The 16282-nt window shown below is 45.8% G+C and carries 15 protein-coding genes; 9 read left to right on the top strand and 6 right to left on the bottom strand.

Annotated elements, in window-relative coordinates:
• Positions 1-9: 9 nt before the first annotated feature.
• From E4N69_RS06615 to E4N69_RS06595, 5 genes are all read left to right on the top strand, one after another.
• Complete coding sequence (locus tag E4N69_RS06615; protein ID WP_253713821.1) at positions 10-1461, top strand: sigma-54 interaction domain-containing protein; 1452 nt, start codon at positions 10-12, stop codon at positions 1459-1461.
• An 86-nt stretch (positions 1462-1547) separates the two neighbouring features.
• Positions 1548-2054 carry a UvrB/UvrC motif-containing protein gene (locus tag E4N69_RS06610; protein WP_162663577.1) on the top strand — a complete coding sequence of 169 codons (507 nt, stop codon included), beginning with the start codon at positions 1548-1550 and terminating at the stop codon, positions 2052-2054.
• A 1-nt stretch (position 2055) separates the two neighbouring features.
• Complete coding sequence (locus E4N69_RS06605) at positions 2056-3156, top strand: ATP--guanido phosphotransferase (protein WP_162663576.1); 1101 nt, start codon at positions 2056-2058, stop codon at positions 3154-3156.
• Between the two features lie 16 nt (positions 3157-3172).
• On the top strand, positions 3173-5662 hold the full coding sequence (locus E4N69_RS06600; protein WP_371922380.1) for an ATP-dependent Clp protease ATP-binding subunit: 2490 nt from the start codon (positions 3173-3175) through the stop codon (positions 5660-5662).
• 79 nt (positions 5663-5741) lie between these two features.
• Positions 5742-6191, top strand: coding sequence for a 2-thiouracil desulfurase family protein (locus E4N69_RS06595; protein WP_162663575.1), 450 nt, complete (start codon positions 5742-5744; stop codon positions 6189-6191).
• 7 nt (positions 6192-6198) lie between these two features.
• Here the strand turns inward: E4N69_RS06595 and E4N69_RS06590 are convergent, their stop codons facing one another.
• From E4N69_RS06590 to E4N69_RS06570, 5 genes are all read right to left on the bottom strand, one after another.
• Entirely contained in the window at positions 6199-7062 is an 864-nt protein-coding gene (locus E4N69_RS06590; RefSeq protein ID WP_044016519.1) for a metal ABC transporter permease, read from the bottom strand.
• 10 nt (positions 7063-7072) lie between these two features.
• Complete coding sequence (locus E4N69_RS06585) at positions 7073-7933, bottom strand: metal ABC transporter permease (RefSeq protein WP_253823320.1); 861 nt, start codon at positions 7931-7933, stop codon at positions 7073-7075.
• Positions 7934-8191: 258 nt separating this feature from the next.
• On the bottom strand, positions 8192-9070 hold the full coding sequence (locus E4N69_RS06580) for a metal ABC transporter ATP-binding protein (RefSeq protein WP_162663573.1): 879 nt from the start codon (positions 9068-9070) through the stop codon (positions 8192-8194).
• Between the two features lie 217 nt (positions 9071-9287).
• Entirely contained in the window at positions 9288-10238 is a 951-nt protein-coding gene (locus E4N69_RS06575) for a metal ABC transporter substrate-binding protein (protein WP_305880160.1), read from the bottom strand.
• A gap of 362 nt (positions 10239-10600) precedes the next feature.
• Positions 10601-11017, bottom strand: a complete 417-nt coding sequence (locus tag E4N69_RS06570; protein WP_162664790.1) for an iron dependent repressor, metal binding and dimerization domain protein — start codon at positions 11015-11017, stop codon at positions 10601-10603.
• Positions 11018-11332: 315 nt separating this feature from the next.
• On the opposite strand from E4N69_RS06570, the gene ltaE reads away from it, so the two are divergent.
• From ltaE to E4N69_RS06550, 4 genes are read left to right on the top strand one after another with little or no spacing between them, the layout of a single operon-like run.
• On the top strand, positions 11333-12367 hold the full coding sequence (gene ltaE, locus E4N69_RS06565) for a low-specificity L-threonine aldolase (protein WP_253823319.1): 1035 nt from the start codon (positions 11333-11335) through the stop codon (positions 12365-12367).
• The gene (locus tag E4N69_RS06560; protein WP_253823318.1) at positions 12368-13336 is read left to right on the top strand and encodes a cation diffusion facilitator family transporter; all 969 of its coding nucleotides are present in this window, start codon (positions 12368-12370) and stop codon (positions 13334-13336) included.
• Entirely contained in the window at positions 13336-14124 is a 789-nt protein-coding gene (locus E4N69_RS06555; RefSeq protein ID WP_253823317.1) for a hypothetical protein, read from the top strand. Before E4N69_RS06560 ends, E4N69_RS06555 begins: the two co-directional genes overlap by 1 nt.
• Positions 14099-14938 carry a hypothetical protein gene (locus tag E4N69_RS06550; RefSeq protein ID WP_253823316.1) on the top strand — a complete coding sequence of 280 codons (840 nt, stop codon included), beginning with the start codon at positions 14099-14101 and terminating at the stop codon, positions 14936-14938. The genes E4N69_RS06555 and E4N69_RS06550 overlap by 26 nt, the downstream gene beginning before the upstream one ends.
• 424 nt (positions 14939-15362) lie before the next feature.
• Here the strand turns inward: E4N69_RS06550 and E4N69_RS06545 are convergent, their stop codons facing one another.
• Positions 15363-16241: an Rpn family recombination-promoting nuclease/putative transposase gene (locus E4N69_RS06545; protein ID WP_253823315.1), complete on the bottom strand. Its 879-nt coding sequence runs from the start codon at positions 16239-16241 to the stop codon at positions 15363-15365.
• Positions 16242-16282 lie beyond the last annotated feature (41 nt).

The raw sequence follows: 16282 nt of genomic DNA, 5'->3' as shown, positions 1-16282 counted from the left end.
GGTGGTGCTATGTCTGAGTATGAATGTTTAAGAAAAGATTCTTGTCCGATCCGGCTGGATGCGGAAAAGCAGCTCGATTCCATCATTGAAAATATGTTTGACGGTATTTATATCACCGATGGACAGGCTAATACGCTGCGGGCAAATAAAGCGTACGAGATGATTACCGGTATTTGTCGCGACGATGTGATGGGTTGTAACATGAAACAGCTTGAAGAGAGCGGTACAATCTCTCAGTCGGGGTCCTTAATCGCTATCAGAACCGGCAAGCCGGTAACACTGCAGCAAAAATTTAGCACGGGGCGGCAGGCGTTGATTACCAGTACGCCGGTGTTCGGCCCCGACGATAAGATCGAAATGGTCATCACTAATGTCCGTGATATGACCGAGATCCATCATCTGAGAGAAGAAATTGAATCCAGAAACGAGGAGCGGTTGCGTCTTCATAAAGAGTTGGAACATATCAGGACTCAGTTCCTTGATAAAACCGATTTTATTGCCGCCGATAAAGTAACACTTTCGATTATCCGTATGGCCGATAAGGTTGCCCCGCTCGATACAACGGTGATGATTAGCGGTGAAACAGGTGTCGGTAAAGAAGTGTTTGCACAATATGTTCACAGCCAAAGCCGCCGCAGTAAAAAATCATTTATCAGCGTGAATTGTGGTGCCATTCCCGCAAATCTGATAGAAAGCGAGCTATTCGGCTATGAACGAGGTGCTTTTACCGGCGCTGATAAGAACGGCAAAGCAGGACTTTTCGAGGTAGCCGACCAAGGGACGATTTTCCTCGATGAAATCGGCGAGCTGCCGCTGAATATGCAGGTAAAGTTACTGCGGGTGCTGCAAGAGCATGAGGTAAAGCGTATCGGTGGAACAAAGCCCATTCCGGTAGATATACGCGTCATTGCGGCAACGAACCGTAATTTGGAAGAAATGGTTAAGAAAAAGAAATTCCGAAAAGACCTGTATTACCGGATGATGGTGTTCCCGCTGCACATTCCGCCGCTCCGCGAACGCCGTAACGACATCATCCCGCTGGCGCAGCTTTTTCTCGAACAGCTTAACCGGAAATATGCATTCCATAAATACTTTTCCGATGCAGCGCTCCGGCTGATGGTTGGTTACGAATGGCCCGGTAATATCCGCGAGCTGCGGAATATTGTGGAACGGGCTGTTATCGTTACCGACAGCGATGAAATTACGGCCATGAATACGTTTATTACCCCGTGTAAGCCGCAGACGGAGCCCTTGTACATACCGGTAAAGCAGCCTGACAGTATCCACGATCTAAAGGCTGCGCTCGCGGATATAGAAGCAGAGTACATCGACTTTGCGTATAAGACCTACGGCAATGTACGGCTTGCGGCAGAAAGTCTCGGGATGTCTCATGCAACCTTTGTCCGCAAACGTCAACGGCATACTGCCTCCCGCGACATAAAAGAACAACCCTTAGCTTAGTCCTTGATTTTATCAATCATTGTCTGTATGCTTCTAAGGAAATTACAAACCTTGGAAAAATATTAGAAGGGAATGAGGAAGGCAGCATGATATGTCAAATATGCGGAAAACATAATGCCTCTATGCTTGTGCGGCAGATTGTAGGCGGAAAGACAAAAGAGTTGTATCTTTGCAGAGCATGTGCTAAAAAACACCATATTTATTCCGATGATAAGGAAATGTCTCTTTCGCTCAAAGCAATTTTTGACGGCCTTGTACCTAAATTGGACGCTCGAGAAAAGGTAAATGAGAGTGCCCACCCTCTTGCGTGTCCCGATTGCGGGATGCCGCTCAGCCGTGTCAAAGAAAAAAAAGTGATCGGCTGCCCTCGTTGTTTTTTTTATTTTCGCGATACCGTATTAAAGTTTATGCAGGAAGGTTCCGGAGAGATCTTTTACGCTGGAAATTTGCCGTTACAACCGGAGACATTTTCGGACGTGGCAGTCTCGTTGCAACATCTTGAAGATGAACTGCAAAAAGCGGTAGAGAATGAAGAATATGAGCTGGCTGCATACCTCCGCGATAAGATAAAAGAGCAGGAGGTTTCGTCCTAGGATGTTTGCTGCTTCAAACGCATGGTATACCTATTCGGGACACGACAACGATACGGTGCTTTCTTCGCGGGTACGTATTGTACGGAACTTAAAGAACTACCGCTTTCCTCCGACACTCGGTAAAGAAGATGCTGAAACAGTATATCGAACTGTAGTTTCCGCATTCCAAACGCTGCCTCCTGTTGACGGCTTTCATCCCATTAGGCTCGATACGTTGGATGCAATAGCAAAAAAGATTTTTGAAGAGCGGAATATTATCCCAGCAAATCTGGAGCGGAATTTCGGTACGGGGGTCATTGTTCGTGATGACGGTATCCTTTCGGCAACCGTGAATATCAAAGACCACATCAGGCTTTCGGCGTTCTATGCAGGCTTTGAACTTCAAAAATGCTTTACGCTGGGAAAAAACATCATCGATACCTTGGCTGAAACGCTGGAATTCAGCGCAGTCCAGGATTTCGGCTATCTTTCTTCTGATGTGATGAATATTGGGAGCGGTATAAAGTATTCAGTATTGTGTTCGCTGCCAGGTCATTCGTTAACAAACAAGATACAGGAAAAGATAGAGGCGCTTACAAAGCAGAATTTTGAAGTGCACGCATATTATGCGCAAAATACAAAGCGGATGCTCGGTTATCTATACCTCATTTCTACGAAAAGCTCCGCGGGCTATACCGATGAGGTACAAATTGGTATGATAATGACCGCCATTAGAACGCTTATCAATGAGGAGCGGGAATTGCGGGATTCATTGGTAAGGACGCAGCTGTGGCGTATTCAAGATGATGTCATTAAAGCGTTCAGTATTGCTAAAAATGCATACTTGCTCGATGTAAAAGATACGATAGACCTTGTGTTCAAGATAAAACTCGGCATCAATCTCGGCTTTATCGAAGGTTTAAGCCCCGAAGCCTGCCTTGCGCTTCTGTATCAAACCCAAACCGCCCATATTGCCTTTTTGATGCTAAACGGTACGTTTCATCTTGAAGAACCTTTCCAGCTCGATGAGATCCGTATTGAGCGTATCCGTGCGATTTTAGTACAGGAGATCTTAAAACGAGCTGAACTGCGGATACAAAGCTCCGCAAAAAACGGACTGTAGAAACGAGAGGTACATGATGCATACTCTTTCACAAAATCTTTATGAATTGTTAACGATCTTTAGCCAGCAAGAGGCTCGGCGGGTGAATGCCGACACGGTAGAGCCTGAACATATATTGCTTGCGCTCATCACAAAAAAACTGGGGCGCGGATATCGGTTGTTGGAGAATCTCCATGTCAATTTTTTGACACTGCAGCTACGGCTGGAACAAAGTACGCCGATACGAGAAGGGGAACCGATAAAAGGAGACATTCCTTCATCAAGTAGGGTTAAACAGCTTGTCGATACCGCCGCTGCCCAAGCCCGGATCATGCAGCAGGATGCAGCCGGTACGGAGCATCTTATTCTGGCCTTTGCTCAGATACAAGAGAGTATTCTTGCGCATTTCTTTTTACAGCAGGGAATTTTTCTGGATGATGTGCAGCAGACATTGAATCAACTGCATGGTACGGATACTCGGCGCGATAAACCACAGCAAGAAAAAAAGAAACACAGCGTATTATCGGAATTCAGCAGAGATCTGACCAAGATAACCCGCGAAGGTCTCCTTGATCCGGTTATCGGAAGAGTGCGGGAGATGCGCCGCGTTATGCAGATTTTATCCCGCCGCAGCAAGAATAATCCCGTATTGATTGGAGAACCCGGCGTCGGCAAGACTTCCATCGTTGAAGGACTCGCGGCGGCGATTGTGAATGAGCAAGTACCTCGGTCTCTGTTCGGAAAGCGGGTTATTGCGCTTGATCTTGCCTCTATTGTCGCCGGCACCAAGTACCGCGGGCAGTTCGAGGAGCGCATCAAACGTATTATTAAAGAAGTAAGCGAAAGTAAAAATATCATCCTGTTTATCGACGAACTACATACCCTCATCGGTACCGGCGGTTCTCAAGGGGCGCTCGATGCGGCCAATATCTTAAAACCGGCGCTTGCCCGCGGAGAGATACAGTGTATCGGTGCAACGACATTAGATGAATACCGCAAGTATTTTGAAAAAGATTCCGCTCTTGAACGGCGTTTTCAATCCGTACTGATTAAAGAGCCGACAAAAGAAGAAACGTGCGCTATTCTCGGAGGGCTTAAAGCAAAGTATGAGCAGCATCATCACGTGCATTATTCGGACGAGACGATTAAGAAGATTGTAGAGCTTTCATCTCGCTACATTCCCGACCGTTTTTTCCCCGATAAGGCAATCGATGTGATGGATGAGGCGGGAGCTTTGAAAACGATGGATACGGCTGAACTGCCTCAAAATATAACCGCTATCGAACAGCGGATTACCGAGCTTGTCGGCGAAAAAAAAGACTTGGTTGCCGTACAGGATTATGAGCGGGCAGCTGCGGTGCGTGATGAAGTAAATGTCCTAAAGATTCAGCTGGAAAAGATTAAACTGCATTGGCTTAATCAGGAAAACAAAACAATGCTTGAAGTTGATCCTGCCGATATTGCCGAAACCGTTTCTTTGATGACGGATATTCCGCTCAAAAGTGTTGGCTCCGATGAAGCGAAGCGCCTTGCGCATATCGAAAAAGAGCTGCATAAAACCATTATTGGGCAGGATGAAGCTATCGGCATTATTTCAAATGCATTGCGTCGTTCTCGTGCGGGTATTGCATCGGCGGATCGGCCTATCGGCTCATTCCTCTTTTTAGGACCGACAGGGGTAGGGAAGACGCTGCTGGCAAAGGCGCTTGCCGAATTCCTCTTCGGCTCTGCGGAATCCCTTATTAGGGTCGATATGAGCGATTACATGGAAAAACATGCCGTTGCACGGTTGGTTGGAGCGCCTCCCGGGTATATCGGGTTTGAAAACGGCGGAATGCTGACGGAAAAAATCAGGCGAAATCCGTATTCCGTTATCCTATTCGATGAAATCGAAAAAGCACACCCCGATGTCTTTAACCTGTTGCTGCAGGTGCTGGAAGAAGGTGAACTGCGGGACAGCCTCGGCCATACGGTGAGCTTTCGGAATACGGTGATCATCCTCACCGGTAATGTCGGTACCAGGGATTTGATGGAAGAACCGCTCGGTTTTGCACAGGTAGAAAACCGCACTATCGACTATCAAAGCATGAAAAAGTCGGCGGAGCTGGAAGCAAAAAAAATCTTTAGCCCTGAGTTTCTGAATCGGCTCGATTCATTAATTGTCTTTACCCCGCTTTCCGAAAAAGAAATAGAATCTATTTTCGAGTTGGAGCTTTCCAAATTAACCGGTCGCCTTGAAGCAAAGAAGCTGCAGCTGCAAATCACCGACGAGGCTCGCGCTTATTGTATAAAGCATGGCTATGATCCCTTGCTCGGAGCGCGCCCGATGCGCAGGCTGCTGCAAACCGAAATAGAAGATGCTCTTGCCGTCAAAATTATCGCAGGCGACTTTACTCCCGATACGACCGCCGTCATCGATGCTGACGGAAACGCGCTTACGATAAGCATTCAAGCTGTTAGACAGTCAATTTCTGAAACAACTATCACCGTACTCCCTGCCGTCTCTACGGAACCGCAGGAAAGGTAGCTAAAACAACAGCGTTGCCGGTATTATCGGAAGCGTCGAAAATGCCGGAGATACACCTGTGAAGAGGAGCGTTCCGCTTATGCTCATTGTAAGCGCCTGCCTTGCAGGATTCCCCTGTAGGTATGACGGAAAGAAAGCAATAAATCCTGATGTGCAGCAGCTTGTAAGAGAAGGAAAAGCAATACCGGTCTGTCCGGAGCAGCTTGGAGGCTTACCGACACCGCGTTCGGCAGCAGAAATAAAAGCAGGAAAAGTCATTAACACTGACGGCGATGACGTAACCGAAGCATTTGAAAAAGGTGCTGCTGTAGTTTTAGAAATAGCACAGCAGTATGGTTGTACGGATGCACTGCTTAAAGCCCGTTCCCCTTCATGCGGAAAAGGTTTGGTTTATGACGGGACTTTTTCCGGAATACTCACTGCAGGAAATGGGAAAACGGCAGATTTACTTATGAAAAATGGGATAACCGTAATGACCGAAGAAGAATGGAGCGATATCGATCTCCCTTTACGTTGTTTGACGCACTAAGCGAGTCCTAAGCGAGCGCTAAACGTGCTTTCCGCGCTGCTCGGCGGTGTGCAAGCATACCGTATTTAGGCGCAAATACCATCGCGCAGGCAAAAAAGAACGACTCCGTTAAAATGATACAGGCGCCGGTCGCTCCGTTCAGGTAATAACTCACGTAAGTACCAATCAAGGAACTCATCACCGCGGAGCAGGCGGAAATAAGGAGCATCCGGTTCAGTCTGTCCGTCAAAAGGTAGGCGATACAACCGGGAATAATCAGCATTGCAACCGTCAGCAAAATCCCTGCCGCCTGCAGCGACGCAACAATGGTCAGCGCCGTCAGCGAAAGAAACAGGTAATGAATAGCCTGCACGTTCAAACCCACCGCCTGCGCATGGTTTTTATCAAACAAGTACAGCAGAATATCCTTCCGTTTGGCAATCAGTACAACCAGCGTCACCACCGAACATACAACCGCCTGTATCATATCGCCCCTTTCAATTCCCAAAAGACTCCCGAACAAAATATGCATAAAATGAATATTCGAACTCACCTTTGTGACCAAAATCAGCCCGATCGCCATCAGCCCTGTAAACACCACCCCCATTACCGAATCTTCATGGATACGGCTCCGGTCTTTTATCCACCCCGTCGCAGCCGCATTCAATAGCCCTGCCGCAAACGCCCCAACCCCAAGCGGAATATGCAAAAGATACGCCCCCACAATTCCCGGCAACACCGCATGAGAAATCGCATCCCCCATCAGCGACCAGCCCTTTAAGATCAGATAACACGAAATCAGAGCGCAAACACCCCCAACCAACGCCGCTATTACGAGCGCTTTTATCATAAATCCATACGTAAACGGCTCTAAAACCGACATTAACCACATAGACCTCTCCTCAGTTTTGTGCAAAAAAGGCTTTTATCGAACGTGCTGCCGTCCGCCGTGCAGCGAGGATTCCGTGATGCGGCGCAAAGAACAGAATCGCTAAAAATAGGAAAAACTGCAATGCAACGATACACCCGCCTGCCGAGCCGTTCAGATAATAGCTGATATAGGCTCCTGCTGAAGCGGTGAGTGTCCCGATTATTGCCGCAAGCCCCATCATTATCGGAAATCTGTCTGTGAGCAGATATGCGGCAGCACCCGGCGTTACCAGCATTGCCACAACCAGCACACTGCCTACCGTTTGCAGCGCCGCAATCGCCGTAACGGCAAGCAGGGTGAGCAGTAACAGGTAGAGCGCATTGGTGTTCAGTCCTATCGAGCGGGCGTGCGACGGATCAAACGAAAAAAGCCGTAAATCCTTCCATTTCAGCAAAATGATGATAAGACTTCCGCCTGCGATAATCAGCGTTTGCACAATATCTCTGTCGGCGATACCGAGAATATTTCCCATAATGATTGTCGTAAGGCTGATGTTACTTGGGTATAGTGAGATCAGCAGCACACCGAGCGCAAAAAACGTGGTATAGACAATACCTATTACCGCATCTTCGCGAATCCGTGTCTTATTTTTAACAAAGCCCATGATAAGCGCGGCAAGCATTCCGCTGATAAACGCGCCGACTGAAAACGGAATACCGATAATGTAAGCAACCGCAACTCCGGGCACCACCGCATGGGAGAGTGCATCTCCCAAAAGCGACCAGCCTTTTAGCACAACAAAGCACGACAGCAAGGCGCACACCCCGCCGACATCTCCGCTCACCAAAATCGCTTTCACCATGTATTCATACTGAAAAGGAATCAATAACATATCACTCCATCAAGGCAAACGCATCAGACTATTTTTTTAACACCCCGCAGAATAATGGGGCTGTTCGACCAGAGTTGAACTGCTTTGCAGTTCAAATGGTCTCACAACCTCCATTATTCTGCGATTTTTATATATTTATCTAATGTGTTTGCCTTTCTCTTCAAAATAAACTGTGGAAAATTTTTAATAAAATTTTCCACAGAAAGGAACGCAACCGCTTTAAATATGTCGGGCGCGGTTGCTTTTTCAAAACCGCCACTACTCAACAACATTTCTTATGCCCTTGAGGTACGGTTTTCCCTCCTGCTTGGTAATCAAAGCCCCCTCGTCATCGGTAAATACTCTTATTTCGTGAGCAGTGTCTTCCGGATTATCGGTATGATCAATTTTAATACTCCGCAGAGCGCCTCCAAAGGCTTTGATCAGGTTTTCGGCGGTGAAGGTGGTTTCCGTCGCGCCGGAGGCAATCACCGTCCGATTGATGATTACAACATGGTCGCAAAACTCCGGGATGGAACCTAAATCGTGTGTGGAAACAAAGATTAGATGCCCTTCGTTTTTCAGCTCACGCAGCAGCTCGATAATCGCTGTTTCCGTTTTAACATCGACTCCGGTAAACGGCTCATCGAGCAATATGATTTTTCCCTGCTGCGCAAGCGCCCGCGCAAGGAATACTCGTTTTTTTTGCCCGCCTGAAAGTTCACCAATCTGCCGGTCTTTAAAATCGAGCATCTGTACCCGCTCTAAACTGCGCTCGGCCATTTCTTTATCCTCTTTGCTCGGAATACGGAGAAAATTCATATAGCCGTACCGCCCCATCATCACCACATCCCACACACTAACCGGAAACGACCAGTCCACATCTTCAGACTGCGGCACGTATGCAAGTAAGTGCTGTTTTTGTGCCATACCAATCGGTTTTCCGCAGATTGTTACCTGTCCGCTCATCGGTTTAATAAAGCCCATGATTGTCTTAAAAAGCGTGGACTTTCCGCTGCCGTTTACCCCGACTAATGCCGTAATCGTCCCCTTTTGCAGAGAAAACGACGCATCATATAGGGCGACATGTCCGTTGTTATAGGCAACACTCACATCCTTTACTGTAAGTTCAACGGGATATTCCTGCTTACCGTCCATAATTCTTTCCTTATTATTCGTGCGGAGGGTTTAATACCCCGACGCTTGCGTCGTAACAAAGGGTATTAAAGCCGACTGCAACCACCTTATAGAACATACAGTGCGAAACATTGAGCACTGTACCCCGACGCTTGCGTCGGGGTTGTTGATTAGCCCGATATTGCAACGGACATATTTCCGTACATCAGCCATCACCGCTTATCTACATCGCGGCGGCTTACCGTGAAAGACTATCCTGGAATCCCTTCACGATTGCATTGGCATTGTATTCCAGCATTTTCAGATAAGTCGGGGCATCTCCGTCTTCATACGTCAAAGAGTCGACATATAAAACCCCGCCGTAATAGGCACCTGTCTCCTTACAGACTTGCAGCTGCGGCTTATTGCTGATGGTGCTTTCTGAAAAGGCAACAGGAATGTGATTTTGCCGGATCGTATCGACGACTTTTTGAATTTGCTGAGGGCTGCCTTCTTCATCGGCGTTAACCGGCCACAGATACAATTCTTTCATATTGCAGTCGCGGATAAGGTACGAAAAAGCCCCTTCACAGGTTACGAGCCACCGCTGCGATTCGGGGATTTCAGACAGCTTTTCAGTGAGGAAGGTATCTATCTTTTTGATGCTTTCACTGTACGCAGCCGCATTGGCATTGTAGGTTTCCGCATTCGCAGGGTCTAAACTCACAAAAGCTTTTCTGATATTTTCTACATAGATGAGCGCATTTTTCGGCGACATCCACGAGTGCGGGTTAGGCATACCGTTGTACGGTCCTTCCCCAATACCCATCGGCTCAATCCCATCGCTAAGCGTAACGCTCGGTACATCTTTTACATTGCCCATGAATTTTTCAAACCAGCGTTCAAGCCCCAAACCGTTGCGCAGTACCAAATCAGCAGATTGAGCCTTCACAATATCAAGCGGAGTCGGCTCATACTCGTGAATTTCTGCCCCCGGCTTGGTAATCGATTCAACGAGAAGCTTATCGCCTGCAATATTCTGTGCCATATCCTGCAAAATAGTGAAGGTTGTTACTACCCGTTTCGGACGCGCAGCATCTGCTTTACTTGCAGCCGCATCTTTTTTTGCACAGCCGATAATACCGGCTGCGCCGATAATAAACGTTAGTATCATGAGTATAATTGTTGTCCGTTGTGTATGATTTTTCATACAAGCTCCTTTGGAAAATTATTCCGGAACAAAATTTCTATTTTTAGTAGTATAAACTACATAAAATACTTGGAAAATATGTAGTAAAAACTACATATTTTCACCACAAATGTAGTGCATACTACAGTATTTTGTCAAGACTATCACTGGGCATCTCTAAAAACTCGGTTAGCTTTTTAGAAGATGCCTCATCAGCAAAGCTGATAACGAGTATTTTTTATAAATTGTTATATTATAATAATTTATAAAAAATACATCGCAAATAAATCTAAGGAAAACCGGTGAGCAAAGCTCACCTCTAAAAACTTCTGTTTTTAGAGGTTCCCACTATAATTTGAATGGTAATAATAGCAGTCCAGTTTTTAGGGGTTTTCTATAAACTGCTTCATACATTCCAATGTTTCGGAACTGATGTGATGTTCCAATCCTTCGGAATCGAGCAGGGCTGTTTTTTCGCTTACGCCGAGTTTCAGTAAAAATTGAAGTACGATTCCATGCCGGATAGCACATTCGCGTGCCAATGCACGGCCTTCTTCAGTAAGGCATATTGGTTTATGGGTACCACTTTCAATCAAATGATTGACTTTTAGCCGTTGCAGTACCTGAATGACCGACACATGACTTACGCCGAAATATCGTGCAAGATCCATAACGCGGCATTTCCCGTTTTCTTTACTGATTTTGGCGATAGCCTCCGTATAATCTTCCAGTATTTCTATTGCATGATCTGCTCGAGTCCGCGAAAATGCCGCCGACGCTTCCGGTTTTTCTTCCGTCATCATCCTATCCGATTGTTTAGAGATTTCTTGCAGGGAACAATTAAAAACTTTCGTTTTTAATTGTTCCCTGCAACCTATAATATATGCTTCAGCGTCTGTCTTTCAAGCGGGAATACTCGACCTATTCGATAACTGCGTTTTCGAATAGGTCGACGAGTTCTAAATCGTACAAATAGCACGATTTAGAACATCGCATTTCAAGGTAACCTGTTCCGAAACGGAAGTTTCCGAACAGATTTACTTTTAACAAAATATCTTTGAATATTGAAAGCGTCTGTATTGCATCGGAAGGGGTTATGAGATACACTTGAATATATGAACTACATTGATTTGCGTAGCGATACCGTTACGTGGCCGACGGATGCGATGCGGGAAGCTATGGCGAAAGCTCCGGTCGGTGATGATGTGTATGAAGATGATCCTACCGTTAAGGAGCTGGAACAATATGCGGCGAGTATTACCGCAAAAGAAGCGGCGCTTTTTGTGCCTTCCGGCGTATTCGGAAATCAGTTGGCGCTTTTCACGCATTGTCCGCGCGGCAGCGAGGTCATTTTAGACGACCAATGCCATATCGTGCAGCACGAAAGCGGCGCTGCAAGCATTATCGCGGGCGTTCAGCTGCGGACTATCGATGCGCAGGGTTCTATCCTTTTGCCGGGAGCAATCGAACCGCGGGTACGCATCGGCGATGATATTCATGAACCTTCGACAAGCCTTATCTGCTTGGAAAATGCTCATTCAAACGGAAAGGTGTTTTCGGTAGAGCAGATGGAACAGGTGAGGCGATGCGCAAATCGTCATCATATTCCCATTCATCTTGACGGCGCACGCCTTTTTAACGCGGCGGTTTCTTTAGGCATTGAAGCGAAAGAACTGACGCGGCATGTGGATTCGGTTATGTTCTGCCTTTCCAAAGGCTTATGTGCACCGGTCGGCTCTATTTTAGCGGGAAGCCGCAAATTTATCGATCAAGCTCGCCGGAATCGCAAAATTATGGGCGGAGGCTTGCGTCAGGCAGGTATCCTTGCCGCTGCGGGCTTAATCGCCTTAAAAGAGATGCGGTACCGCCTCGATACCGACCATCAACATGCGGGGATGCTGGAAAAGCTCTTAAACGATATCGATAAAATAGAGATTGCGCATGACCGCAGAGATATTAACTTTGTGTTTTTCAAAAATAAAGAAGATACAAAACTGGATACCGAAGCCTTTGTCGAATATATGCATGAAAAAAATATTTTAATCAATCCGTGCGACCGCGACGGCTATTTCCGATTGACAACGCACTATTGGATTACAAAAGAACATATTCAATATATTGCCGACACAATGAAAGAGTTTTACGCCTAAATGCAACCGACCGATCAAAATACGCTTACACAAGATACACGTACCAAGATTGTGCGTACCGCCTCTTTTATCGCGCTCGGTGGTAATCTATTCCTCTGCATACTAAAACTCGCCGTCGGGCTTATGACCGGCAGTCTTGCCGTTTTAGGAGACGGTATCGATACTGCAACTGATGTCGGTATCGCTGTGATGGCCGTACTTGTCAGCTTTATCATCAATAAACCGTCGGACTCTCGCTATCCGTGGGGACGGCAGCGTGCCGAAACCATCGCTTCTATGGTACTGGCATTCATCATTATGTTTGCCGGTATCCAGCTCTTTATCGCCTCAATCAATAAACTGATACAGGTTTATAGGGGGGAGCTGCTTCCGATGCCGCAACGCATTGCGATAATCGTAACAGCGGTATCTATTGCCGGCAAGCTCTTACTTGCGCTCAACCAATACCTCCTCGGCAAAAAAGCGCAAAGTTTAATGATACTTGTTAACGCGCGCAATATGGTAAACGACATCGTCATTTCATCATCGGTACTCATCGGGTTTATCATCTCTCTGCTATTCCACGCGCCGTATTTTGATCCGCTTGTCGCATTGCTTGTTTCGTGCCTCATTATTAAATCGGCTATTACGCTCTTTATCGAACTCAATGTAGAATTGATGGACGGGAATACCAATAAGCAGCTTTACGAACGACTTTTTAGCGCTGTAGCCACCATCCCGGAAGTTAAAAATCCGCACCGAGCGCGGATACGTAAAATGGCAAACCTTTGGGATATCGATTTGGATATTGAGGTAGACGGATCGATGCCGGTAAGCGAAGCGCATGGTATTGCAGAAAAGACTTCACTTGTTATTCGCAATGCACTTGGAAATGTCTATGATATTGTGATCCATATTGAGCCGTATAATTCCGACAGGGAAGGGGAGTGCTATGGGTTATCGGCGGAAGATGTAGGGAGTATAGAATAGTGCGGAAAAAATGGTGCGCAGCTTTTTTTATATTAGTTCTGTTGCCGCTCTGCTCGGAGTCCCTCAGGGATCAAAATAAAACGTATTTTGATTCTATTCAATGGGAAGAACTGAACGATTTGGCCATTCCGTCCCTTCCCGAACCGTATACCATTGAAAGCAATCGTCCTATTCCGTATGCGGATACCATCGATGACGGCGCTATTTTACCCTCATTACCGCAGCTTGGTATATTGGATTATCAGAATATCCCCGAAGATTTGCTTGGCTTTTGCGATACGGTCGCTGCTGCAATGGTCGCAAAATCGATTGACAGCGCTTTATTCAGTACACAGAAACCTTTTTTACCGCATCTCGGGCGTTTTATGTTTGAACATTTTCCCGATTTTTCCTATGCTTTTTACGGACGCCCGTCATTTAAGCAGGACGGTAGTGCGATAATACTGATGCGACTTACTGTAAAACAGACCGCGCCGGAAGTCTCGGACACAACTCAAAATACAGCTATACAGCAAGATACGGTTGTGCAGAATGGGGAGACGGAACCGGCAGCTTTTCCTATCGAAAGTACCAAAAGTATTGAAAATACCGAAGGTACTAAAGCTGTCGAGGAAGACGTCAAAGATCAGCCGGAGAATATCGCTGATGTTCCGAACCTTTTTGCCGACGATGAACAGCCGCTTTTTATTATGATGGAACTCGGCGCAGTAAAAGAAGAAACTGTATGGAAAATCTCTTATATCGATTTTAAGGGGGCAGAATATGCAGATTCCGCTCTCACGGATTGAATATAGCTATGTTTTTGAAACATTTTTGCAGGAATTGCCTCCGCTTCTTTTGCAATCGGGGGCACTTTTTTATATGTTGCCGTCCGGCGCCTATACGATCAAGAACAGTAGGCTTTATTTTCAATCGCTTCCCGAATTTATCGGAAAAAAAATAGCCGTTTTTTTTGATCATAAAAAACGAAGTATTGTCTTTTATACGGCTATTTATGCCGATGACGGTAGCTGTTTTTTTACTTTACCCGATAGCGCATATAAATACGATCCCGATGAACAGCAAAAGAACAATGTTTTTGCGGAAATTCATATACCGGAGAATCCTCCAATCACTGCACAGGAACACGAGTATTTCCCGCTCGATTCGATTATCCACACAGATCTGCATCTGCCTCCCTTTACCGACTTTTTGCCTTCAGCGTATCAAACTGCCGCACAATTTACGGCGGAAAAAACAGTAACGCAGAATATTTTTCCGCTTTTCCTATACCGGTTGCATGAATTTGAGCAGCAAACGTTTATGATGTTTAACCCCTACACATCCGGCGGACTGTATATATTGTTTGTTGACAGTAAAATACTCATCTGTGGCTGCAGAGATCGTTATGCCGTTTCGATCGGAAAACGGCAATCGCTTCGGTTCGTTCTGCATTTTCCCCATCGTGTCATTCATAGCACCGGCCGCAGCTTATTTTCTCATTTTCTACCCAAGAGCAACTGCGCTGTCCTCGGTTTTGTGTTTGAAAATCTTTTTGAAGAAGATAAACGGTTTTTATATGAGCGGGTTTATCATGAAAAATACAGCCCCTCGACCTTTTAAAAATATGCATACCGTCTACGGCGTTGCTGCACAAAAATAAATGCTCACCGTACAACAAGTACGGCTCCGCTTTATTTTTGTTCGCGCCTTGTATCCGGTATCACTATTTTTAAAAGGCTAACGGAGATGATTTTTTGAAAATATGTATACCGTCTACTGCGTCGCATCATTAGAAGTGTACATCCGTGTACACTTTTAATGGCGAATTTCGGCAGCAGCCGAAATATCGCTTCTGATATAACCCAGCGGCATCCGTGCCAATGTTTAAGCGGCATTGCCGCTTAAACTTGCAAGTTTTGCCAAAGGCAAAACATTGCTACTGAAAATACTCGACGTATCATTTCTTCTAAAAACAATACGGAAATCATTGGATCGCAGTATTATTTTCAAAAATTGATTTCCGTGACATTATCCCGTTACACCCTTACAAGCCTTCTACTTCTTCTTTGGTGAGGCCGGTCATCAGACAAATTTCAGACTCCGGATAATCGCGTTGCAGCATCAGCCGTGCCGTTTCAAACGCTTTTTGGCGGGAACCGCGTGCTTCGCCTTCAGCAAGACCAAGCGATTTACCTCGTTCAAGACCTTTCCGTTCAGACTCGTTTATCATCGACAGCCGGTCGCTTTCATATTCCCATGCTGCTTCATACCGTCTCCGCTCCTGCTCATCCAGATAAAAGATATCCATCACGTTATTCGCCTTTGTCATTACAGGATTTTCTTGTGCTAACATCCGCCTCTCCTCCTTACTGTCTGTTTTGATAAACATAAGCCATTTCTCTACGCTTGTCAAATTCTCTTTCGGCAGCTTTGTTAAATCTAAAAAATGAATCTCCAATAACTCATCCAAGAGCGTTTGTTCTTCACTTTCCCGTATCTGATACACCGAATGTACTTTAGGACTTAATTTAAAAGGACTATTCAGTACATTGATTGCAATACATTTTTTTAAATCTGCATACTGGAATCCGCTGAAAAAATGTTCATGAATCATTTTTGAGCAGTAAAAGATACTCCGCTTGGGATAGTAATCAAAGTACGTGTTCTGCATTTCCACATCGATTTTTCGCCCATCGTTTAAGCGGATTTTTATGTCGAGCCGTCCGGTTTTATCGTTATAAAAACGCGGAAGCTGCTCATTATTACCGATACGGACATCATCAAAATCATCCTGACTTAAGTCTGTTACTAACGAAATAAATTCAATCATGATGTCTTTATTTTCCTCGGTACCGAAAAGCTTTTTGAACGCATAATCATTTCGAGCGGTAAACTTCATCGGTGTGGTAGGTAATTTCTGCATTTTTCACGCCTCCATACCCTCTATATATACCACCAACGGCA

It is taken from the genome of Treponema sp. OMZ 906 (assembly GCF_024181185.1).
In the GTDB taxonomy this organism is placed as follows: domain Bacteria; phylum Spirochaetota; class Spirochaetia; order Treponematales; family Treponemataceae; genus Treponema.
Note: the sequence above shows the minus strand (reverse complement) of the source record. Positions and strands in the feature narration are given on the sequence as shown.